21 protein-coding genes are annotated in these 20,070 nt (G+C 71.8%); 9 read left to right on the forward strand and 12 right to left on the reverse strand.

The window, feature by feature from the left end:
- Positions 1 to 87 precede the first annotated feature (87 nt).
- From ACQPWW_RS28745 to ACQPWW_RS28770, 6 genes are all read right to left on the reverse strand, one after another.
- Complete coding sequence (locus ACQPWW_RS28745) at positions 88 to 417, reverse strand: hypothetical protein (protein ID WP_433126830.1); 330 nt, start codon at positions 415 to 417, stop codon at positions 88 to 90.
- Between the two features lie 37 nt (positions 418 to 454).
- Positions 455 to 1,516 (reverse strand): hypothetical protein, encoded by a 1,062-nt coding sequence (locus tag ACQPWW_RS28750; protein WP_433126832.1) that lies wholly within the window; start codon positions 1,514 to 1,516, stop codon positions 455 to 457.
- Entirely contained in the window at positions 1,513 to 2,007 is a 495-nt protein-coding gene (locus tag ACQPWW_RS28755; protein ID WP_433126833.1) for a SigE family RNA polymerase sigma factor, read from the reverse strand. Before ACQPWW_RS28755 ends, ACQPWW_RS28750 begins: the two co-directional genes overlap by 4 nt.
- A gap of 40 nt (positions 2,008 to 2,047) precedes the next feature.
- On the reverse strand, positions 2,048 to 3,838 hold the full coding sequence (locus tag ACQPWW_RS28760) for a 3-hydroxyacyl-CoA dehydrogenase family protein (RefSeq protein ID WP_433126835.1): 1,791 nt from the start codon (positions 3,836 to 3,838) through the stop codon (positions 2,048 to 2,050).
- Between the two features lie 125 nt (positions 3,839 to 3,963).
- Complete coding sequence (locus tag ACQPWW_RS28765; RefSeq protein WP_433126837.1) at positions 3,964 to 5,028, reverse strand: alpha/beta hydrolase; 1,065 nt, start codon at positions 5,026 to 5,028, stop codon at positions 3,964 to 3,966.
- Positions 5,029 to 5,129: 101 nt separating this feature from the next.
- A complete protein-coding gene (locus tag ACQPWW_RS28770; RefSeq protein ID WP_433126839.1) occupies positions 5,130 to 5,525 on the reverse strand; it encodes an FHA domain-containing protein in 396 nt (131 codons plus the stop codon).
- A 276-nt stretch (positions 5,526 to 5,801) separates the two neighbouring features.
- Between ACQPWW_RS28770 and ACQPWW_RS28775 the strand changes: the two genes are divergently transcribed.
- Both ACQPWW_RS28775 and ACQPWW_RS28780 read left to right on the forward strand, forming a co-directional pair.
- Positions 5,802 to 7,298, forward strand: coding sequence for an aldehyde dehydrogenase family protein (locus ACQPWW_RS28775; protein ID WP_433126841.1), 1,497 nt, complete (start codon positions 5,802 to 5,804; stop codon positions 7,296 to 7,298).
- An 80-nt stretch (positions 7,299 to 7,378) separates the two neighbouring features.
- Positions 7,379 to 8,038, forward strand: coding sequence for a class I SAM-dependent methyltransferase (locus ACQPWW_RS28780; RefSeq protein WP_433126843.1), 660 nt, complete (start codon positions 7,379 to 7,381; stop codon positions 8,036 to 8,038).
- Between the two features lie 5 nt (positions 8,039 to 8,043).
- Here ACQPWW_RS28780 and nucS read toward each other — a convergent pair whose 3' ends face one another.
- On the reverse strand, positions 8,044 to 8,703 hold the full coding sequence (gene nucS, locus ACQPWW_RS28785; protein WP_433126844.1) for an endonuclease NucS: 660 nt from the start codon (positions 8,701 to 8,703) through the stop codon (positions 8,044 to 8,046).
- Between the two features lie 71 nt (positions 8,704 to 8,774).
- Between nucS and ACQPWW_RS28790 the strand changes: the two genes are divergently transcribed.
- Positions 8,775 to 9,392 carry a DUF4126 domain-containing protein gene (locus ACQPWW_RS28790; protein ID WP_433126846.1) on the forward strand — a complete coding sequence of 206 codons (618 nt, stop codon included), beginning with the start codon at positions 8,775 to 8,777 and terminating at the stop codon, positions 9,390 to 9,392.
- 63 nt (positions 9,393 to 9,455) lie between these two features.
- Here the strand turns inward: ACQPWW_RS28790 and ACQPWW_RS28795 are convergent, their stop codons facing one another.
- A complete protein-coding gene (locus tag ACQPWW_RS28795; RefSeq protein WP_433126848.1) occupies positions 9,456 to 9,914 on the reverse strand; it encodes a hypothetical protein in 459 nt (152 codons plus the stop codon).
- Between the two features lie 241 nt (positions 9,915 to 10,155).
- Between ACQPWW_RS28795 and ACQPWW_RS28800 the strand changes: the two genes are divergently transcribed.
- From ACQPWW_RS28800 to ACQPWW_RS28810, 3 genes are all read left to right on the forward strand, one after another.
- On the forward strand, positions 10,156 to 11,379 hold the full coding sequence (locus tag ACQPWW_RS28800) for a sensor histidine kinase (protein WP_433126850.1): 1,224 nt from the start codon (positions 10,156 to 10,158) through the stop codon (positions 11,377 to 11,379).
- Positions 11,376 to 12,062, forward strand: coding sequence for a response regulator (locus ACQPWW_RS28805; RefSeq protein ID WP_433126852.1), 687 nt, complete (start codon positions 11,376 to 11,378; stop codon positions 12,060 to 12,062). Before ACQPWW_RS28800 ends, ACQPWW_RS28805 begins: the two co-directional genes overlap by 4 nt.
- Positions 12,063 to 12,157: 95 nt before the next feature.
- Positions 12,158 to 12,454, forward strand: a complete 297-nt coding sequence (locus ACQPWW_RS28810; protein ID WP_433126854.1) for a DUF1540 domain-containing protein — start codon at positions 12,158 to 12,160, stop codon at positions 12,452 to 12,454.
- Positions 12,455 to 12,470: 16 nt separating this feature from the next.
- Here the strand turns inward: ACQPWW_RS28810 and ACQPWW_RS28815 are convergent, their stop codons facing one another.
- On the reverse strand, positions 12,471 to 14,477 hold the full coding sequence (locus ACQPWW_RS28815) for a protein meaA (RefSeq protein ID WP_433126856.1): 2,007 nt from the start codon (positions 14,475 to 14,477) through the stop codon (positions 12,471 to 12,473).
- Positions 14,478 to 14,628: 151 nt separating this feature from the next.
- Between ACQPWW_RS28815 and ACQPWW_RS28820 the strand changes: the two genes are divergently transcribed.
- Entirely contained in the window at positions 14,629 to 15,480 is an 852-nt protein-coding gene (locus tag ACQPWW_RS28820) for an ABC transporter ATP-binding protein (RefSeq protein ID WP_433126858.1), read from the forward strand.
- The gene (locus tag ACQPWW_RS28825; protein ID WP_433126860.1) at positions 15,477 to 16,322 is read left to right on the forward strand and encodes an ABC transporter permease; all 846 of its coding nucleotides are present in this window, start codon (positions 15,477 to 15,479) and stop codon (positions 16,320 to 16,322) included. The genes ACQPWW_RS28820 and ACQPWW_RS28825 overlap by 4 nt, the downstream gene beginning before the upstream one ends.
- 40 nt (positions 16,323 to 16,362) lie before the next feature.
- On the opposite strand, the gene ACQPWW_RS28830 is transcribed toward ACQPWW_RS28825, so the two are convergent.
- Positions 16,363 to 17,211 (reverse strand): 3-hydroxyacyl-CoA dehydrogenase family protein, encoded by an 849-nt coding sequence (locus ACQPWW_RS28830; RefSeq protein ID WP_433126861.1) that lies wholly within the window; start codon positions 17,209 to 17,211, stop codon positions 16,363 to 16,365.
- A 141-nt stretch (positions 17,212 to 17,352) separates the two neighbouring features.
- Positions 17,353 to 18,795 (reverse strand): UDP-N-acetylglucosamine 1-carboxyvinyltransferase, encoded by a 1,443-nt coding sequence (murA, locus tag ACQPWW_RS28835; RefSeq protein WP_433126863.1) that lies wholly within the window; start codon positions 18,793 to 18,795, stop codon positions 17,353 to 17,355.
- On the opposite strand from murA, the gene ACQPWW_RS28840 reads away from it, so the two are divergent.
- Complete coding sequence (locus tag ACQPWW_RS28840; RefSeq protein WP_433126865.1) at positions 18,794 to 19,366, forward strand: cob(I)yrinic acid a,c-diamide adenosyltransferase; 573 nt, start codon at positions 18,794 to 18,796, stop codon at positions 19,364 to 19,366. The genes murA and ACQPWW_RS28840 overlap by 2 nt on opposite strands.
- Here ACQPWW_RS28840 and ACQPWW_RS28845 read toward each other — a convergent pair.
- Entirely contained in the window at positions 19,340 to 19,855 is a 516-nt protein-coding gene (locus tag ACQPWW_RS28845; RefSeq protein WP_433126867.1) for a hypothetical protein, read from the reverse strand. The two genes, ACQPWW_RS28840 and ACQPWW_RS28845, sit on opposite strands and share 27 nt — an antisense overlap.
- Positions 19,856 to 20,070: the final 215 nt, after the last annotated feature.

Here is a 20,070-nt window from a genome sequence, read left to right on the forward strand (position 1 = left end):
GTGAAGTCACCGCCGCCGCCCGCCCAGGCACGAACAGCGTGATCCAGGTCGCTGAGCCGCGGCGAGCGGCACCCTCGGCCGGGTCGCTCAGTAGCGCGGGCTGCCCCGGCCGCGTTGCACCGCCGGGCCGCGCCGGTCCCGGGCCCGCCAGCAGCCGCTGTGCCAGTGCCGTCGGTCGGTCAGGTCACCCAGGCCGTCGGCCGGCCAGGCCACCAGGTGCGCCACCCCGGGTCGGATCTCCTGGTCACAGCCGGGGCAGCGGTACGTCTTGACGGACGCCCCCGCGCCGATGCCGCGTACCTGCCAGGCGCCGTCGGTCCACTGCTGCACCGAGGCGACGCCCTGCCGGACGCGGTCGTCGTCCAGGTTGGCGTTCTCGTCCCGGCGAGGGCGATTGCGACGGGGGCTCACAGTCACCAAGCGTACGGTCCGTCTGGTGACCCGGCCCGGTCGGTCACCAGGTCGCGGGCTCGTCCAGCGACTCGGCGACCCGTGCCCCGCCCAGCACCGTTGCCGCGTCCTCCTCGTCGTATCCCTGCCCCAGCCGGCCGAGGTTCGCGGTCAGGTGGGCCTTGGGAAAGCCGAGCAGCTCAAGCTCCCCGTTCTGCCGGTCGACGTGCGCGGGTCTGCCGCCGATCGTCCGGTTCGCGTCGGTGCGATTCTCGGCGATGCTGTCCGCGTACTGCAACTGCACCTGGATGGCGCCCGGAGTGTTTCCGGAGACCATCATCACCACGCCGAACGCCGCCGGGAACGGTGCCACGGTCACCTCGCACCTGGTGAGCTGCGCGCCCGCCGGCAGCGCGGTGAGCCGCAGCGGGCCGCCGCAGCGGTGCGCCTGGTCGAGCCGCAACGCGGCGGCCACGGCGAACAGGCCCCGCTCGTCCGGGCCGCTGCCGCTGGCCCGCGCGTACACCCCGGGGGCGGGCTGCCAGTGCCGCAGCCAGGCCAGGACGCCGTACGGACCCTCGGCGTGCGACACCGACCCGTCGAAGACGCCGTCCCTGATCAGCTCCGGCACCAGTGCCGGCAGGCCCTGCGCGCGCATGGGCAGGGCGTCCGCGGACGCGGCCAGCTCCACGGTGACGGTGCGCCCGTCGATGTCGAGGCGCGCCATCTCCACGCCGCTCTGCACCGACCAGGAGAGGTATCGGGGGCCGTCCGGCGCGAACCCGAAGTGCAGCACGTTCGGGTCGGCGCCGACCAGGTCGGGTCGGTCCGCCGCGCCCGGTACGCCGTCGAGCCGGGGCGGTGTCACGGCCTCCACGGCGCCACTCGGCCGGCCCAGCCCGGGAATGACGACGTGCGGTCCGGAGGCGGAGAGCTGCACCGGACCGATCGTCACGCCCGCGCCGAACACGGCCACCACGCCGAGCACCGTGCCAGCGGTGGTACGTCGGCGGCGGATCCGCGCCCGACCCCGGGACACCGCGACGGTCAGCAGCCGGTCGGTGTCCACGCTGCCCTCGGCGCGCTCGCGCAGCGTCTGGTCGATCCGCTGGTCGAGGTCTGTCACGGTCGGCTCCCGTTCGTGGCCGGGGCGCCGCAGCGCTCCCGGAGGTTGGCGAGCGCCCGCATCGCGTGGGTACGGACGGTGACCGGCGAACAGTCCAGGATCTGGGCGATCGTCGCGTCGTCGAGGTCCTCGTAGTAGCGCAGCACCAGCACCGCCCGCTGGCGGTCGGGCAGCCCGAGGATCAGCCGCCACATCTCGTCCCGGTCGGCCGCCTCGCCGCCGAGGTCGCCACGTTGCGCCCGCTCGGCGAAGGAGTCGACGACCAGCTCGCGGCTGGACCGGCGCCGCCACCAGGAGTGGTTGGCGTTGACGAGCATCCGACGCACGTACACGTCGGGCCGGTCGACGCGGGCGATCCTCCGCCAGTGCACGTACGCCTGGGACAACACCTCCTGGGTGAGGTCCTCGGCCCGGTGTTCGTCACCGGTCAGCAGCCGGGCGAGCCGGACCAGCGCCGGTCCCCGGCTGCTGACGTACTCCTCGAAGGTCACACAGTGCAGACGCCGCAGGCACGCCGTGGCGTTGACCCGGTCAGCGGTGCGCGTGGTCGCGGAAGCCGCGCCGGGCCTTGCGCCCGAGGTAGCCGGCGGTGACCAGGTGCTCCAGCAGCGGCGCGGGCGCGAAGCCCGGCTCGCGCAGCTCCAGGTACAGCTCCCGCTGGATCGCCAGCGCGACGTCCAGCCCGACCACGTCGAGCAGCTCGAAGGGGCCCATCGGGTAGCCGCAGCCCAGCTTCATGGCGTGGTCGATGTCGTCGGCCGTCGAGTAGCTGGCCTCCAGCATCTTCACCGCGTCGTTCAGATAGGGGAAGAGCAACGCGTTGACGATGAACCCGGACCGGTCGCCGCAGACGACACCGGTCTTGCCGAGCGCGGCGCAGACGGCGCGGGCGGTGGCGGTGGCCTCCGGGGAGGTGCGGATGGTGCGGACCACCTCGACCAGCGGCATGACCGGCGCCGGGTTGAAGAAGTGCAGACCCACCACGTCGGCCGGTCGGTGGGTGGCCATCGCCACGTCGATCACCGGTAGCGAGGAGGTCGTGGTGGCCAGCACCACGCCCGGCTTGCAGATCTCGTCGAGGCTCGCGAAGAGCGCCTTCTTCACGCTCAACTCCTCGACCACGGCCTCGACCACCAGGTCGACGTCGGCGAGGTGGTCGAGCGTGGCCGACCAGCTGATCCGGCCGAGCGCGGCGTCCCGGTCGGCCTCGGCGAGCCGGCCGCGCACCACGCCCTTGTTCAGCGAGGTCTTCACCGCCTCGCAGACCGTCGCGGACTTCTCCGCGCCGCGGGTCACCGACACGACCTCGTAGCCGGCCTTCGCGAAGACCTCGATGATCCCGGTGGCCATCGTTCCGGAGCCCACGACGCCCACCTTCGCGATGGCGCGCGCGCCGTCGGCGAGCCCGGCCTCCGTCGTCGGCGGCGTCGCCTCATCCGGTACGACCACCGGCGAGCCGGGCCGTTCGTAGGTGTAGAAGCCCCGACCGGACTTCCGACCGAGCAGCCCCGCGGTCACCATCTGCTTGAGCAGCGGCACCGGGGCGTGCCGGCGGTCCCGCCCGCCGCGCCGGTACATGGTGTCCAGAATCTCGTACGCGGTGTCCAGGCCGATCAGGTCCATCAGCGCCAGCGGGCCCATTGGCAGGCCGCAGCCGAGCTTCATCGCGGCGTCGATGTCCTCCCGGGCCGCGTAGTGCGACTCGAACATGGCGACCGCGTGGTTGAGGTAGCCGAAGAGCAGCGCGTTGGCGATGAAACCGGCCCGGTCGTTGATTGTGACGTCGACCTTGCCGAGCCGGGCGCAGAGCGCCTCCACATCGGCGACCACCTCGGGCGAGGTGACAACGGTGCGAACCACCTCGACCAGCTTCATCACCGGCGCCGGGTTGAAGAAGTGGATGCCGATCACCTGGTTGGGCCGGGTGGTGGCCACCGAGATCTCGGTGACGCTCAGCGACGAGGTGTTGGTGGCGAGGATGGCTTCCGGTCGGCAGACCCGGTCCAGCTCCGCGAAGATCCGCTGCTTGAGGTCGAGGTGCTCGGGCACCGCCTCGATGACCAGGTCGACGGAGTGCAGCGCGGGCAGTCCGACAGCGAAGTGCACCCGCTCGTGCAGGGCGTCGCGGTCCGCCGCGGCGAGCTTGCCCTTGGCGACGGCCCGGTCGGTGGAGGCGGTGAGGGTGGCCCGGCCGCGTTCCAGCGCCGGCTCGGAGATCTCGACCGCGACGACGTCGATGCCGTTGCGGGCGAAGACCTCGACGATGCCGGCACCCATGGTGCCCAGCCCCACCACACCCACGGTGCTGAACTCGCGCGCCACGACCCGCCTCCCCAGACACTCCGCACGGCCCCTGAACGGCCGCTAAGGCTATGCGCGCGAGTCTGCCACGTGACGATTGGTTGTCGAGACGCCGTGGCATATTTCACCGCCCACGACGTGGGGCGCTAGGCGGTGGGCCCGGTGGTCAGCGCCAGCAGTTCCGCGACGAACTCCGCCGGCCGCTCCAGGTGCGGGCTGTGTCCGCAGCCGGGCAGCACCACCTCGTGGTACGCGCCGCCGGCCGCCGCGTACCGCTCCAGCACCGACCGGGTCTGGCCGACCATCGGCTGCGGCGGGCAGGCCTCCTCGCCGGGCCAGCCCGGCACGAGACCCAGCGAGCCCAGGTACGCCAGGTCGAACAGCGAGGTGTCCGAGACGATGACGTCGGCGTCGCCGCGTACCCAGGTGACCGGGGGCTTGTCGGGGACGGCCACCAGCTCGTCGGCGAGCCGGAACCAGGTCGGCGCGAGCGCGTTGAGCACGCCACGCTCCCCCGGCGCGGTGCCCGGCCAGTTCGGCGAGGGCACCGCCGTGCCCGGGTAGTTGTCGTCCCCGGTGGCGGTGGAGAGCACGGTGTCCAGGAGCAGGTCCTCGTCCGCGCCAAGTGCCGCCGGATCGGCCACGTAGGTGGCTCGCAGGACAGCACGTGGGCTGGCCGGCGTGTCCGCGCTCCGATCGCCGGCGGCGAGCCGGGCCACGAAGTCCGGGTTCGCCGTGCCCGCGCCGGTGCCGGCGAAGTCGGGAGTGGTCGGTGTGCCGGTCAGGTCGCGGGTGCCACCGAAGCCGTACGGGGAGACCGGCGCCGCGAGCAACAACGCGCCCACCCGGTCCGGGTGGTCGACGAGCAGTCGCATCGCCACTCCGCCGCCGAGGGAGTGCCCGACCACCACCGGGCGGGTGTCACGGGCGCCGAAGAGCGTCGGGTCGTCAAGCAGGGCGGCCACGTCGTCGGCGAAGTCCCGCAGCCCTCGGGTGGCGTCCACCGGGGCCGTCGCGGAGTCGCCGTACCCGCGCAGGTCGGGGGCGACCACCCGCAGCGTCGGCGGCAACCGCCGGACCAGCGGCTCCCAGAACAGCGCGGACGAGCAGTTGCCGTGGATCAGCAGCACCGGGGCGCCGTCCGGCGGGCCGGCCACCCGGACCGCCTGGGTGATGCCGTTCGCCGTCACGCTCCGCTGCTCGGTTTCCATCCGCGGGATGGTGCCACGCCCGCCGACACCGGTCCAGGTGTCGGACCGCCATCCCCGGCGGGGCCCAGGTGTGGGCCACGCCCGGGTCGGCGGTGCGCCGGTCAGCGGCGGGCGCTGGGCGGCGCGGCCAACGGCAGCGGCAGTGTCGGTCGGACGTCCCGCCGGGCCGGGCCGAAGCTGAGCCCCACCGGATCGGTGTGTGCCACCCCCGGGTCGAAGAGGCGCAGTTCGGTACGGCCGAGTCGGATCACGTCGCCGTCGGAGAGACGTTCGACCTCGGTGATCCGGCGGTCGTTGAGCCAGGTGCCGTTTGTCGAGCCGAGGTCCCGCAGCGACGGGCCCTCCGGTGCCAGCCACACCTCCGCGTGGCGGCGGCTCAGGTGCGGGTCGCTGATGACGACGTGACCGGTCGGCGCCCGACCGACCACCTGCGGTTCGACCCGCAGTCGAAAACTCGCGCCGCGCATCGGCCCACCCGCCACCGTCAACAGTGGCATCAATTCCGGATGTTCCTCCATGGACAGTCAGCCCTCCACCCCACACCGTTACTCCGCGCGTCAGCCTGCCATCAGACGGTAATCATCGATACCGACCGGCCGGTCAGCTCCTCGCCACCTCCCGGCTACCCGCCGTTCGACGATTCGGGCGGGCCTCGTTCACCACAAACACCGTGACCTGCACTGACAAACGATCAGTCGCAGGGGTACGACGCCGGGCCGGTCGGCCACGATTCGGACCTACCGGTGAGTAATCCTCGGGTCTAGACTTCCGCCATGACGGCTGTGCATGTCCCGGGTCTCCCGGTCATCGAGGCGGGGCGGCTGGTCTCCACCAGCCCGGCCACCGGCGCCGAGGCCGGCCGCTTCCCGGTCGCGACCGACGCCGACGTGCGGCGGGCCGTCGAGGACGCCCGCGTCGCCGGCGGGTGGTGGGCCGGGCTCGGCTTCACCGACCGCCGCGCACGGATGCTGCGGTGGCGTGCCCTGCTCGCCACGCGCATCGAGGAGCTGGCCGAGCTGGTGCACGTCGAGGGTGGCAAGCCGGTCGCCGACGCCATCGTCGAGATCGTCACCGCGATCGAGCACATCGACTGGGCCGCCCGCAACGCCGGCCGGGTGCTCGGCCCACGCCGGGTGCGCTCCCGGCTCATCCTCGCCGAGTTCTCCGGCCACCTCGAATACCAGCCGCACGGCGTGGTCGGGGTGATCGGGCCGTGGAACTATCCGGTCTTCACGCCGATCGGTTCCGCCGCGTACGCGTTGGCCGCCGGTAACGCAGTGGTGCTCAAGCCGAGCGAGTACACCCCGGCCGCCGGCCAGTGGCTGGTGGACACCTTCGCCGAGGTGGTGCCCGAGCACCAGGTGTTCACCGCCGTGCACGGGCTCGGTGACGTGGGCGCCGCGCTGTGCCGCTCCGGGGTCGACAAGGTGGCCTTCACCGGCTCGACCGCCACCGCCCGGAAGGTGATGGCCGCCTGCGCCGAGACACTGACCCCGGTGCTGATCGAGGGCGGCGGCAAGGACGCCATGATCGTCGACAGCGACGCGGATCTGGACGCCGCGGCCGAGGCGTGCGTCTGGGGCGGCATGACCAACGCGGGCCAGACCTGCATCGGCATCGAGCGGGTGTACGCCGTCGACGCGGTCTTCGACGCCTTCGTCGACAAGGTGGTGACCCGGGCCGGCAAGTTGACCGTCGGGCCGGAGGGCACCGACATCGGGCCGATCACCATGCCCGCACAGCTCGACGTGATCCGCCGGCACATCGACGCCGCGATCACCTCCGGCGGGCGTGCCGTGCTCGGCGGCCCGAGCGCCGTGCAACCGCCGTACGTGCACCCCACAGTGCTTGTGGACGTCCCGGAGGACTCGGCCGCCGTCCGCGAGGAGACCTTCGGCCCCACGCTGACCATCAGCCGGGTCCGCGACGCCGACGAGGCCGTCTCCCGCGCCAACGCCCTGCCGTACGGCCTGGGTGGTTCGGTCTTCGGCCGGCGGCGGGCGGTGTCCATCGCGCGGCGGCTGCGCTCCGGAATGGCCTCGATCAACTCTTCACTGACCTTCGCCGGCATGTCCACCCTGCCGTTCGGCGGGGTCGGCGACTCCGGCTTCGGGCGGATCCACGGGGAGGACGGGCTGCGCGAGTTCGGCCGGGCCAAGGCCGTCACCCGCCGCCGGGCCCGCTCGCTGCTGCCGTCGATGACCTTCGAACGGACCCCGACCGACGTGTCCCGACTCGTCAAGGCCATCAAGATTATGTACGGAAGGTGAGTGTCGGATAACCGATCATCAACAAGGATCGGCGTATCCACATGTTTATACGCGGTGTCGGCGGCGGTACATTGCGTTAAATGGGCCCCAATCGATTGCGCTACCGCCTTGTCGACAGCGAGCAGTCGTGGGGCGCGCGGCGGCGCCGGCATCGCTCGGACTGGCTGGCGCGCACCTTTCCGGGCATCAACGACATGCACGTGGTCGACCTCGGCGGCCGGCTCGGCACCTGGCACCGCGCGACGGTCCGGCCGGCCCGGGTGACAGTCATCAACCTGGAGCAGCCGCCCGCCGTCGTGCCGGACTGGGCCCACGTCGAGCAGGCCGACGCCTGTGACCTGCCCCCGCGCCTCGCCAAGAGCGAGTACGACCTGGTCTTCTCCAACTCGGTTCTGGAGCATGTGGGCGGGCACGAACGCCGGCTGCGCTTCGCCGCCGCCGCCCGGGGGCTTGCCGACCGGCACTGGGTGCAGACGCCCTACCGTTACTTCCCCATCGAGCCACACTGGATCGCGCCCGGGATGCAGTTCCTGCCGGTGCGACTGCGCACCGCGCTCGCCCGCCGCTGGCCGCTGGGCCACAAGCCGACCCGCAGCCACGACGCCGCCATCCACCAGGTGCTCTGGACCGAACTGCTGGACCGTTCGCAGATGCGCCACTACTTCCCCGACTCGACGATGCTTGTCGAGCGGGCGTTCGGCCTGCCCAAGTCGCTGATCGCGGTGCGTACCGGCGGGTGAGCCGATCAGAAGAGCGTCAGTTCGTCCTTCTCGATGCCCCGCAGCCGGTCGTAGTTCACGACCACGCACCGGATGCCCCGGTCGGCGGCGAGCACCCGGGCCTGCGGCTTGATCTCCTGAGCCGCGAAGACCCCGACCACCGGGCTGAGCAGCGGGTCACGGTTCATCAACTCGAGGTACCGGGTCAACTGCTCCACACCGTCGATGTCGCCGCGCCGCTTGACCTCGACGGCGACCGCACCGGAGTTGGCGTCCCGGCAGAGCAGGTCGACCGGGCCGATCGCGGTCATGTACTCGCGGCGGACCAGCGTGAACCCCTCACCCAACGCACCGGGGTTGGCGGCCAACAACTCCTGTAGGTGCGCCTCCACCCCGTCCTTGCGCAGGCCCGGGTCCACCCCCAGCTCGTACGAGGTGTCCTGGAAGATCTCCTCCAGGGTGATCCGCAGCTCCTCGCCGGCCTTGTTGACCACCCGCCACACGCCGGGGGCCTCCTCCAGCCGGCACGGCGGGCTCATCCAGTTCAACGGCTTGTACGCCCGGTCGTCGGCATGGATCGACACCGACCCGTCCGCCTTCACCATCAGCAACCTGGTGGCCAGCGGCAGGTGAGCCGAGAGCCGTCCGACATAGTCCACCGAGCACTTCGCAATGACCAACCGCACCCGACGAGGGTAGCCGAGGACCCACCGGTCGCCACCGAGCGGCACTGGCGCGTCGGTGCGATGCTGAGACCGTGTTCGAAGTCATCACCGGCACCGGCCTCGCCGCCTCAGCGGGTCTGAACGCCTACATCCCCCTACTCATCCTCGGTCTCCTCGGCCGCTACACCGACCTCGTCGACCTGCCCAGCGGCTGGACCTGGCTCGGCAACGGCTGGGTCATCGTCATCCTGGCCGTGCTGCTCGCCGTGGAGACGGTGGCGGACAAGGTCCCCGTGGTCGACCACATCAACGACGTGGTGCAGACCGTGGTCCGGCCCACCGCCGGCGGCCTGGCCTTCGGCGCCGGATCCTCGTCGGAGACGGTGACGGTCAGCGACCCGGGGAGTTTCTTCTCGTCGCACCAGTGGGTTCCGGTCGTCACCGGCGTGCTGCTGGCGTTGGGCGTGCACCTGCTCAAGTCGGCGGCACGGCCGGTCATCAACGCGACCACCGCCGGGTTCGGCGCCCCGGTGGCCAGCACCGCCGAGGACGCCGCCAGCGTGGTGGTCTCCCTGGTGGCGGTCATCCTGCCGGTGCTGGTGCTGGCCTTCCTGCTCGGCCTTGTGGTCTTCGTCTACTGGTTCCTCCGGCGGCGCTCGGAACGCCGCCGGGAACGCGAGGCGGCCCGCGCCGCCGGCTTCCGCGTCTGACTGTTCGCCGAGGTACGGCGGGACGGGCATCCCCCTCTGGCCCGTCCCGCCGTACACCCGCGGTCACCGCCAGGTGCCGTCGCAGGCGATCTGCGTCGAACCGCTGTAGGTACAGGCTCGCGCGTGGAGGTCCTTGGTCGGGTACCGCGCCTTCGACCAGGAGGACGCCGAGGTCCCGCCGTTCGCGGAATTGGTGTCGCTGAGGTAGTTCCGGTAGTGGAAGTCCCCGTCTCCGTCGACGTGGTAGCGGATCTGGAGCACCGCCCGGTACCCGTCCGGCTCGGTGTCCTCGATGTAACCCCGGACCCAGACCTCGGTACCGCGCCAACAGATCTCGGCATCGCCGTACGCCCCGTAGATCAGGCTCTGGGCGAGCCGACACGTGCCGCTCTTGCCAGCCACCTCGTACCACTCGTCGGCGGCCTGGGCCGCCGTTGCCGTCGCGGCGAGACCCACCCCCGCGAGCGCGGCGACGGCCGCGGCGCGGCCGGCCCAGCGTCGCATCCTGGTCCTTGTCGCCATCCTGCACCTCCTCCTGATCGGGCCGGCGGGAGTCGCCAACCACAGCGAGGACGCTACGGACACGACGGCGTTGGATCGTCCCGCAACGGATTGACGTTCGTGGAAACCTTGGCGGTACCGGCGCGGCGGCGACCGGCATCGGAGGGTCGGGAGACCCACGCCCACGTACAACCAGCGCGGTAGGGCGAAAGCCCCTCACGGGTTGACGACCCCCGCCCGGGGGCCGGGTTACCGTGCGCGCATGGTCGCTCATGCGGCACGGTGGCCGGGCCGCCTGCGGCGTCTCGTGGGTCACCGCCCGCTCCTCGTGGACGGACTACTGGCCACCGCGACGGTCGCCGTCGGCCTGGCGCTGGCCAGCCAACAGCCACCGGCGGGGATCCGCCCGATGGACCTGCCGGGTTACGCCCTGACCTGCCTGCTCGGTGCGCTGCTGGTGGCGCGGCAACGGGCACCGACGGCCGTCCTGGTGGTGTACTGCGCCGTCTGGGCCGGCTACATCGAGCTCGGCTACTGGCCGGTGGTGAACAGTCCGGGCATGCTGCTGGCGCTCTACACGGTCGCCGCGAGGCGCCGGGTCCGCACGGCACTCGCCGCCGCGGTGATCGCGGCCACGGTCTGGGTGTACGCCGGCCACGAGTCCCTGCTGGTCGCCATCGTGCAGGGCGTGGCGTGGACCGGCGTGGTGGCGTGGATCGGGCACGGCGCGGGGCAGTTGGCCGCGAGCAACCAGCGGCTCGCCCGGGTGGCCCGGCAACTGGAGTACGAGCAGGAGCAGCGCGCCCGTCGTGCCGTCGTCGAGGAGCGGGTCCGCATAGCCCGGGAGCTGCACGACGTTGTCGCCCACCACATGTCGGTCATCTCGGTCCAGGCGGGGCTCGCCCGGTACGTCCTCGCCACCGATCCGCAGACCGCTCAAAACGCACTGGGTACCGTGCTGGAGACCAGCGGCGAGGCGTTGGACGAGCTGCGTCGACTGCTGTCCCTGTTAAGACTGAACGCCGACGGCGGCGAGGAGAGCGGCTCGTACGCCCCCGCTCCCGGCCTGGATCAGCTCGACGAGCTGATCCAGCGGGTCCGGGCCGCCGGCGTACGGGTCGAGACGAGCACGAGTGGCGTCGTACGAGCGTTGCCACCGGGCATCGATCTCTGCGCCTACCGGGTAGTTCAGGAGGGTCTGACCAATGTGCTCAAACACGCGCCGACGGCGGCGGCGACGGTGGCACTGCACTACGCCCGGGACCGGCTGACCGCTCGGGTCCGGGACGACGGCGGGCCGGGGGCGGGCCCGAGCGGAGTCACCGAGGGCCACGGTCTGGTTGGCATGCGGGAACGAGCGCACCTCTACGGCGGCACGCTGACCGCCGGGCCACACCCGGAGGGCGGCTTCGAGGTTGTTCTCACCCTGCCGATACCTGCGATGGTGGACGACGACCGCGCCGACCCGGGGAGGGATCTCTCGTGATCACAGTGCTCGTGGTGGACGACCAGGTGCTCATCCGTGCCGGCCTCTCGGCGTTGATCAGCGCCGCCCCGGGCCTGGAGGTGGTGGGTCAGGCGGCCAACGGTCACGAGGCGGTGGCCCTGGCGGGGTCGACCCGTCCGGACGTCATCCTCATGGACATTCGGATGCCCGGGCTCGACGGCGTCCGGGCCACCGAGCGGATCCTCGCCGCGGCCACCGACACGCCACCCCGGATCCTCATCCTCACCACCTTCGACCTGGACGAGTACGTCTACGCCGCGCTTCGCGGCGGCGCGAGTGGCTTCCTGCTGAAGGAGACCCCGCCACAACGGTTGCTCGCCGCCATCGAGACCGTTGCCGAGGGTGAGCTGCTGTTCGCGCCGACGGTAACCCGGCGGCTGATCGAGGCGTACACCCGCCGGGACCGGGACCCGGTCGGGCCGCCACCGGACCTGGGCGCGTTGACCGCCCGGGAGTTGGAGGTGCTGCGGCTGGTCGCCAGGGGAATGACGAACGGCGAGATCGCCGAGACCCTGGTACTCAGCGAGGCGACGGTCAAGACCCACATCAACCGGACCATGACCAAACTGAACCTGTGCAGCCGCGCCCAGGCGGTGGTGGCCGCGTACGAGGCGGGCCTTGTCGTCCCGCACGGGTCGGCCCGCCGTCGCCAACCGAGCTGACCCGCGGCGTCCCTCCACGCCGGCGGGCGGCCATATCGGGGTTGGCCGGATCGGCAAAAGCCTAGGATCAGGGCAAAGACCTAGAGGAGGTTGGCATGACCGCAGCGTTGGAGATGCCCCGAGTCCAGGAATGTGTCGTCGCCGCGTGCGCGTACAACCAGTCGGGTGACTGCCACGCCTTCGCGATCACCATCGGCAGCATGGATCACGCGCACTGCCACACCTTCGTCGAGTCGCCAGTACGGGGTGGCGTGGAGGGCCTGACCGCCCAGGTCGGCGCCTGCCAGCGCGCCGACTGTCGGCACAACGAGCAGTTGGAGTGCCACGCCTCGTCGATCAAGGTCGGCCCGGACAACGACCTGGCCGACTGCATGACGTACGCCGGCCGCTGACCCACCCCAGCGGGGGTCAGGGCAGGTCGTTGGCCTGCCGGATGACAGTCACCAGGTCGTCGATGATGCCGGTGAGGGCGAAGTCCCTCGGGGTGAAGACCCGGGCCACCCCGGCCGCCCGCAACGTGTCGGCGTCACCGGCGGGGATGATGCCGCCCACGACCACCGGCAGGTCCGCCCGGCCGGCGGCGCGCAGCCCGTCGAGCACCGCGGGCACGGCGGCCAGATGGGATCCGGAGAGCACGGACAGCCCGACCAGGTCGACGTCCTCCTCGACGGCGGCGGCGACGAGCTGCCCCGCGGTCAGCCGGATGCCCTGGTAGACGACCTCGAAGCCGGCGTCGCGAGCCCGTACCGCGATCTGCTCCGCGCCGTTGGAGTGCCCGTCCAGGCCGGGTTTGCCGACCAGCAGCCGCAGCCGGCCGCTGCCCAGCTCCCGGGCGGTGGCGACGACCCGCTCGCGGACGGCGGCGAGGCCCGGGTCCCCGCCGCTGCCGGCGGCACCGGCCAGGCCGGTCGGCGCCCGGTACTCGCCGAAGACCTGCCGCAGCGCTCCGGCCCACTCGCCGGTGGTCACCCCGACCCGCACGCACTCCAGGGTGGCGGGCATCAGATTGGTGGTGGTCGCGGCGTCCGCGCGAAGCCGGGAGAGGGCCGCGTCGACCGCGTCCGCGTCCCGATCGGTCCGCCACCGCCGTACGCCGTCCACGGCGGCCGCCTCGACCGCCGGGTCGACCTGCTCGACGGCCTCCGCCCCGGCGGCGGTCAGCGGGGAGGGTTCGGTCTCGGCGTACCGGTTGACCCCGACCACCACGTCGGCGCCGGACTCCATCCGCCGGCGGCGTTCGGCCAGCGAGGCGACAAGCGCGCTCTTGAGGTAGCCGGTCTCCACGGCGGCGACCACCCCGCCCAGCTCCAGCACCTTGTCCAGCTCGACCCGCGCCCCGGCGACGACCTCGTCGACGAGCGCCGTCATCACGTGCGAGCCGGCGAAGAGATCGGGATATTCGAGCAGATCCGACTCGTACGCCAGGACCTGCTGCATCCGCAGCGACCACTGCTGGTCCCACGGGCGGGGCAGGCCGAGCGCCTCGTTCCAGGCGGGCAGCTGCACCGCGCGGGCCCGCGCGTCACGGGACATCGTCACCCCGAGCATCTCCAGCACGATGCGCTGGATGTTGTTCTCCGGCTGCGCCTCGGTGAGGCCCAGCGAGTTGACCTGCACGCCGTAGCGGAAGCGCCGCTGCCGGGCCTCGGTGACCCCGTACCGGTCCCGGGTGATCTCGTCCCAGAGCACGCCGAACGCGCGCATCTTGGCGATCTCCTCGACGAAACGCACCCCGGCGTTGACGAAGAACGAGATCCGCTGCACCACGTCGCCCATCCGCTCGGGCGGCACCTGACCGGAGTCACGGACGGCGTCGAGCACGGCGACCGCGGTGGCCAGCGCGAAGCCGACCTCCTGCACGGGCGTGGCCCCGGCCTCCTGGAGGTGGTACGAGCAGATGTTCACCGGGTTCCACCGGGGCATCGTCGTCAGCGTGTGGGCGACGACGTCGGCGGTGAGCCGCAGCGACGCGGCCGGCGGAAAGATGTACGTCCCCCGGGACAGGTACTCCTTGATGATGTCGTTCTGGGTGGTCCCGGACAGCATCTCGGGGGTCCAGCCCTGCTCCTCGGCGACGGTGCCGTAGAGGGAGAGCAACCACATCGCCGGGGCGTTGATCGTCATCGAGGTGTTCATCTCGGCGAGCGGTATGCCGTCGAAGAGCGCGCGCATGTCGCCGAGGTGCGCCACCGGCACGCCGACCCGCCCGACCTCGCCGGCGGCCAGCTCGTGGTCCGGGTCGTACCCGGTCTGGGTGGGCAGGTCGAAGGCGACCGAGAGGCCGGTCTGTCCCTTCGCCAGGTTGCGGCGGAAGAGGGCGTTGGTCGCGGTCGCCGACGAGTGGCCGGCGTAGGTGCGCATCACCCACGGGCGGTCCCGCTCGGGCAGCCGCCCCGAAGATGCCGTCTCATCCATGGCTGGAGCTTAAGTTACCGTTCAGTAAAACGGGCTGTGGAAAACCACACAGGTCCATGTCGGGGACGTCCGGGCGCGAAGTGCGCGCTGTGGTGCGCACCGCCATACCCCGGGCACCCTGCCCGCCAGGTCAGGACGCACACTGGACGGTATGGATGACGAGCTGGCCATCTCCGTCCGCGGGCTGCGCAAGGCGTACGGCGACAACGTCGCGGTGGCGGGTGTGGACCTCGACGTGCGCCGGGGCGAGGTGTTCGCGTTGCTCGGCCCGAACGGCGCCGGCAAGACCACCACCGTGGAGATCCTCGAGGGTTACCGGAGCCGGGATGCCGGCGAGGTCTCGGTGCTCGGCACGGACCCGGCGCACCCGGACGCCGACTGGCGCTCCCGCGTCGGCATCGTGCTCCAGGGCACCGGCGAGTTCGACGAGCTGACAGTGGCCGAGGTGATCCGGCACTTTTCCGGCTTCTACCCCGACGCGGACGACCCGGACAAGGTGATCGAACGGGTCGGGCTGGCCGGCAAGGCGAAGGCGCGGACGCACACGCTCTCCGGCGGGCAGAAGCGCCGCCTGGACGTGGCGCTGGGCATCATCGGCCGCCCCGAGCTGCTCTTCCTCGACGAGCCGACCACCGGCTTCGACCCGGAGGCCCGCCGCGAGTTCTGGGAGCTGATCCGCGACCTCGCCGCGGCCGGCACCACAATCGTGCTGACCACCCACTACCTGGACGAGGCGGAGACGCTCGCCGACCGGGTCGGGGTGATCGCCGGCGGCCGGCTGGTCGAGGTGGCCGCCCCGAAGCAACTGGGCAACCGGCAGGAGGCCCTGGCCACCGTCTCCTGGCGTACCCCGGACGGGTCGCCGGAGAGTGCGCAGACCGCGACGCCGACGGCCCTCGTGGCCGACCTGGCCGCGCGTTACGGCGGCGAGGTCCCCGGGCTCACCGTGACCCGGCCGACCCTGGAGGACGTCTACCTCACCATGATCGGACACGCGCGATGACGACCACGACGAAGCCGGCCACGCCGGTCGCCGCCACCCGAGGCCGGCGGCCCGGCGCCGGCGCGCTCGCCCTGCGCCAGGGTCGACTGGAGATCACCCAGTTCCTGCGCAGCCGGGAGTCAGTGGTCTTCACGATGGGCTTCCCCATCATCATGATCCTGATCTTCGCGTCGATCTTCCATGGCACGATCGGCGGCGGGGTCAAGTTCACCCAGTACTTCATCACCGGCATGATCGCGACCGGCCTGATGACTGTGAGCTTCCAGAACCTCGGCATCTGGATCCCGATCGAGCGGGACCGGGGCGTGCTCAAGCGCTACCGGGGAACGCCGATGCCCAAGTGGGTCTGGTTCGCCGGCAAGGTGATCATGGTGGTGGCGATCGGCATCGCCGAGACCGCGTTGCTGCTGGCCGTCGCCGTGGCGTTGTTCGACCTCGACCTGCCGGGCACGGCCGGCAAGTGGGCCACCTTCGGCTGGGTCGCCGTGCTCGGGGTGACCGCGTGCACCCTGTGTGGCATCGCCATCTCGTCGCTGGCCCGCACGGCCCGCAGCGGTTCGGCGGTGGTCACCCCGGTCGCCCTGGTGCTCCAGTTCATCTCCGGGGTGTTCTTCGTCTTCACCGACCTGCCCACCTGGATGCAGCAGGTGGCGGCGCTGTTCCCGCTCAAGTGGATGTGCCAGGGGCTGCGGTCGGTCTTCCTGCCGGAGAGCTTCGGCGCCCAGGAGCCGGGCGGCTCGTTCGAGCTGGGCCGGGTCGCGCTGGTGCTGATCCTGTGGTGCGTGATCGGTGTGGTGCTCTGCCTGACCACCTTCCGCTGGACCACCAAGCGCGACGGCTGAGCGGTCGACCGGGGCGGGCAGCCGCCCCGGTCGTCGCGACTCAGTACGTGTAGAAGCCCTTGCCGGTCTTGCGGCCCAGGTCGCCGGCGGTGACCATCCGCTGGAGCAGCTCCGGCGGAAAGAACTTCTCGTCGGCCGTGTCGGTGTAGATGTTCTTCGAGGCGTGCAGCAGCACGTCCACGCCGGTCAGGTCGGTGGTGGCCAGCGGGCCCATCGCGTGCCCGAAGCCCAGCCGGCAGGCGGTGTCCAGGTCCTCGGCGGACACCACGCCGGACTCCACGAGCTTGACCGCCTCCATCACCAGGACGGAGATCAACCGAGTGGTGACGAAGCCGGCGATGTCCCGGTTGACCACCACCACCGTCTTGCCGATCTCCTCGGCGAAGGCTCGCGCGGTGTCCAGCGTCGCGTCGCTTGTCGAGTAACCGCGCACCAGCTCGCAGAGCTGCATCATCGGCACCGGGGAGAAGAAGTGGGTGCCGACGACCGCCTCGGGCCGCTCGGTCACCGCGGCGATCTGGGTGACCGGGATGGCCGAGGTGTTTGTGGCGAGCACCGCGTCCGACTTGCAGATCTTGTCCAGGGCGCGGAACACCTCGTGCTTGATCTCCAGCCGCTCGAAGACCGCCTCGACCACGATGTCCGCGTCCGCCGCCGCCTCCAACTCGGTGGTCGGGGTGATCCGGGCCAGCGTCGCCTCGACCTCGGACGCCTCGATCTTGCCCTTCTCGGCGAACTTCTCCAGGGACTTCCGGATGCCGCCGAGCCCACGGGCGGTGGCCGCGTCGTCCAGGTCGCGCAGTGTCACCTGCCAGCCCGCCTGCGCCGCCACCTGGGCGATGCCGGAACCCATCAACCCCGCCCCGACGACCGCGAGTCGACCCGCCATCTACTTCTCCCTCGCTGCGATTGAGTGCCTTCGAACACCCTAGTCGGCGAGCCTGAACGATGGCTAAGTGGCGGTGGGGAGGTGTCCTCCGGCAAGGCCGGGGCCAGGCGGCGATCCGCCGCGTTGTATTCCGCAACCGCCTCAGATCTCCAGCGACGGTTCCTCCGGGGTGGTGCCCCGCTCGACCGCCACCCCGAGCGCGCGGAGATCGGCAACGAAATCCGGGTAACCCCGGTCGACGTGATGCACGTGGGAAACCTCGGTGACCCCCTGCGCGCAGAGCCCGGCGATGATCAGCCCCGCGCCGGCGCGGATGTCGGTCGCCTGCACCGGGGCGCCGGAGAGCCGATCCCGCCCGCGGACCACCGCGTGGTGCCCATCGGTCTTGATGTCCGCGCCGAGCCGCATCATCTCGTTGGCGAACATGAACCGGCCGTCGAAGATGTTCTCGGTGATCAGGGAGGCGCCATCACTGACCGCTGCCAGTCCGATCGCCATCGGCAGCAGGTCGGTGGCGAAGCCGGGGTACGGCAACGTCACCACGTCCACCGCCCGGGGCCGGTCGTCCATCCGTACCCGAAACCCGTCCCCCCGGGTCTCCACCAGGCCACCGGCCGCCACCACCTTGTCCAGCGCGACCTCCAGGTACGCCGGGTCCAGCCCGGTCACCGTCACGTCCCCCCGGGTCATCGCCGCCCCGAACGCCCAGGTGCCGGCGACGATCCGGTCCCCCACCGTGGCGTGCCGCACCGGGTGCAGACCCGGCACCCCGGTGATGCGCAACGTGGACGTGCCCGCACCGGAGATCCGCGCCCCCATCTGGTTGAGCATCGTGCAGATGTCGACGATCTCCGGCTCCCGGGCCGCGTTGTCGATCATCGTGACGCCCTGGGCCAGGACCGCCGCCATCACCAGGTTCTCGGTCGCGCCGACACTGGGGAAGTCCAACACGATGTCCGCGCCGCGCAGCCCGTGCGGGGCGGCGGCGATGACGAAGCCGTGCTCACCGGAGATCTCCGCGCCCATCCGGGTCAGCCCGGAGATGTGCATGTCCAGCCCCCGGGACCCGATGGCGTCGCCGCCGGGATGGGCCACCCGCACGTACCCCCGGCGGGCCAGCAGCGGGCCGAGCACACAGATCGACGCGCGCAACCGTCGAACCAGGTCGTAGTCGGCGTCCGCGCCCGGCTGCTCCGGCACGTCGATGGTCACCGAACGGGACCGGGCCACCCCACCCCGGGCCACCATCGGGTCGACCGGGTCGTCCGCGTCGAACCGGACGTCGCAGCCCAGCCGGCGCAGCACCTCGCCCATGATCGCGATATCGGTGATCCGCGGGACGTTCGTGATCACGCTGCGCCCCGGGGCGAGCAGCGCCGCGGCCATCAGCTTCAACGCCGAGTTCTTGGCCCCCACCACGTGCACGGTGCCGGCGAGCCGGGCGTCACCGTGCACCCGGATGACGTCGACATCGTTGACCGCCGGGTCGCCCGCGTCGCCGGGACCCACCACCACCGGCCAACTGGTCGCGCTGTCCGGGCGCGCCGGGATCGTCAGGTCGGGAATCCGTAGGCTGTGCGTCATGGCCGTCCACCTCACGCGCATCTACACCAAGGCCGGCGATGCCGGCATGACCAGGCTGAGCAACAACGAGCAGGTGCCGAAGACCGATCCACGGATCGCCGCGTACGCGGACGTCGACGAGTGCAACGCCGCGATCGGCGTCGCGCTCGCCCTGGGTGGGCTCGACGAGGAACTGCGGGGCGTGCTGGAGTCGGTGCAGAACGATCTGTTCGACGTCGGCGCGGACCTGTCCACCCCGGTCGAGCCGGAGCCGAAGTACCCGCCGCTGCGGGTCACCGAGGAGTACGTCGAGCGCCTTGAGGGTTGGTGCGACGAGTACAACGCACGCCTCAGCAAGCTCGACTCCTTCATCCTGCCCGGCGGCACCCCCGGCGCGGCACTGCTCCACGTGGCGCGAACCACCGCCCGGCGGGCCGAGCGCGCGGCGTGGGCGCTGGTCAGCCACGATCCGGAACGAACCAGCACCCTCCCGGCAAAGTATCTCAACCGGCTCTCCGATCTGCTCTTTATCCTGTCAAGAACGGCAAATCCGGCGGGAGACGTGCTATGGGTGCCGGGCGGCAAGCGTTGACGTCCAGGTCTGTGTTCCCCACTCTGGCCGCCGCCACGCGTAGCTGAGGAGCCCGGCCGAGCTGGCTGGACCCACCGCAGGTCCGCGGACTGCGCCCAGCCAGCCCGCGGACCCTGCCCGGCCACACGGACCGCGCCCGGCCACCCCCGGACCCGCACACGGCCCGCACGGAGTGCGCGCGGGCAGCGCGGGCAGCGCGGGCAGCGCCGGGCAGCGCGGGCAGCGCCGGGCAGCGCGGGCAGCGCCGGGCAGCGCGGGCAGCGCGGGCAGCGCGGGGCAGCGCGGGCAGCGCGGGCAGCGCCGGGCAGCGCGGGCAGCGCGGGGCAGCGCGGGCAGCGCGGGCAGCGCGGGCAGCGCCGGGCAGCGCGGGCAGCGCCGGGCAGCGCGGGCAGCGCGGGCAGCGCCGGGCAGCGCGGGCAGCGCGGGCAGCGCGGGCAGCGCGGGCAGCGCGGGCAGCGCGGGCAGCGCGGAGAGCGCGCGGCCGGGCACCAGCAGGGCGCGGTCAGACGTGATCAGCCGGGCCGAGGGCGGCCGAGGCGCAGCCGGGCATGATCCACTCGCGATCGTTGAAACCGCGGTATCAAATCAGCAGGACGCCCCGACATCATGAAAACCGTGTCGATCAAGGCCGCCCAAGGCCGCCCAGGGCCGCCAGAGGCCCCCGAGAGGCAAGATTCAGCCTCACTCGCAACGGCGGGTGACGA

Source organism: Micromonospora sp. CA-240977, from assembly GCF_050942285.1.
GTDB lineage: Bacteria > Actinomycetota > Actinomycetes > Mycobacteriales > Micromonosporaceae > Micromonospora.

Coding starts and splice junctions, on each gene's coding strand:
- ACQPWW_RS28800 (WP_433126850.1), top strand. CDS start 10,156: ATGGTCGCTCATGCGGCACGGTGGCCGGGCCGCCTGCGGCGTCTCGTG.
- ACQPWW_RS28830 (WP_433126861.1), bottom strand. CDS start 17,211: ATGGCGGGTCGACTCGCGGTCGTCGGGGCGGGGTTGATGGGTTCCGGC.
- ACQPWW_RS28810 (WP_433126854.1), top strand. CDS start 12,158: ATGACCGCAGCGTTGGAGATGCCCCGAGTCCAGGAATGTGTCGTCGCC.
- ACQPWW_RS28775 (WP_433126841.1), top strand. CDS start 5,802: ATGACGGCTGTGCATGTCCCGGGTCTCCCGGTCATCGAGGCGGGGCGG.
- ACQPWW_RS28795 (WP_433126848.1), bottom strand. CDS start 9,914: ATGGCGACAAGGACCAGGATGCGACGCTGGGCCGGCCGCGCCGCGGCC.
- ACQPWW_RS28815 (WP_433126856.1), bottom strand. CDS start 14,477: ATGGATGAGACGGCATCTTCGGGGCGGCTGCCCGAGCGGGACCGCCCG.
- murA (WP_433126863.1), bottom strand. CDS start 18,795: ATGACGCACAGCCTACGGATTCCCGACCTGACGATCCCGGCGCGCCCG.
- ACQPWW_RS28820 (WP_433126858.1), top strand. CDS start 14,629: ATGGATGACGAGCTGGCCATCTCCGTCCGCGGGCTGCGCAAGGCGTAC.
- ACQPWW_RS28825 (WP_433126860.1), top strand. CDS start 15,477: ATGACGACCACGACGAAGCCGGCCACGCCGGTCGCCGCCACCCGAGGC.
- ACQPWW_RS28770 (WP_433126839.1), bottom strand. CDS start 5,525: ATGCCACTGTTGACGGTGGCGGGTGGGCCGATGCGCGGCGCGAGTTTT.
- ACQPWW_RS28765 (WP_433126837.1), bottom strand. CDS start 5,028: ATGGAAACCGAGCAGCGGAGCGTGACGGCGAACGGCATCACCCAGGCG.
- ACQPWW_RS28780 (WP_433126843.1), top strand. CDS start 7,379: ATGGGCCCCAATCGATTGCGCTACCGCCTTGTCGACAGCGAGCAGTCG.
- ACQPWW_RS28840 (WP_433126865.1), top strand. CDS start 18,794: ATGGCCGTCCACCTCACGCGCATCTACACCAAGGCCGGCGATGCCGGC.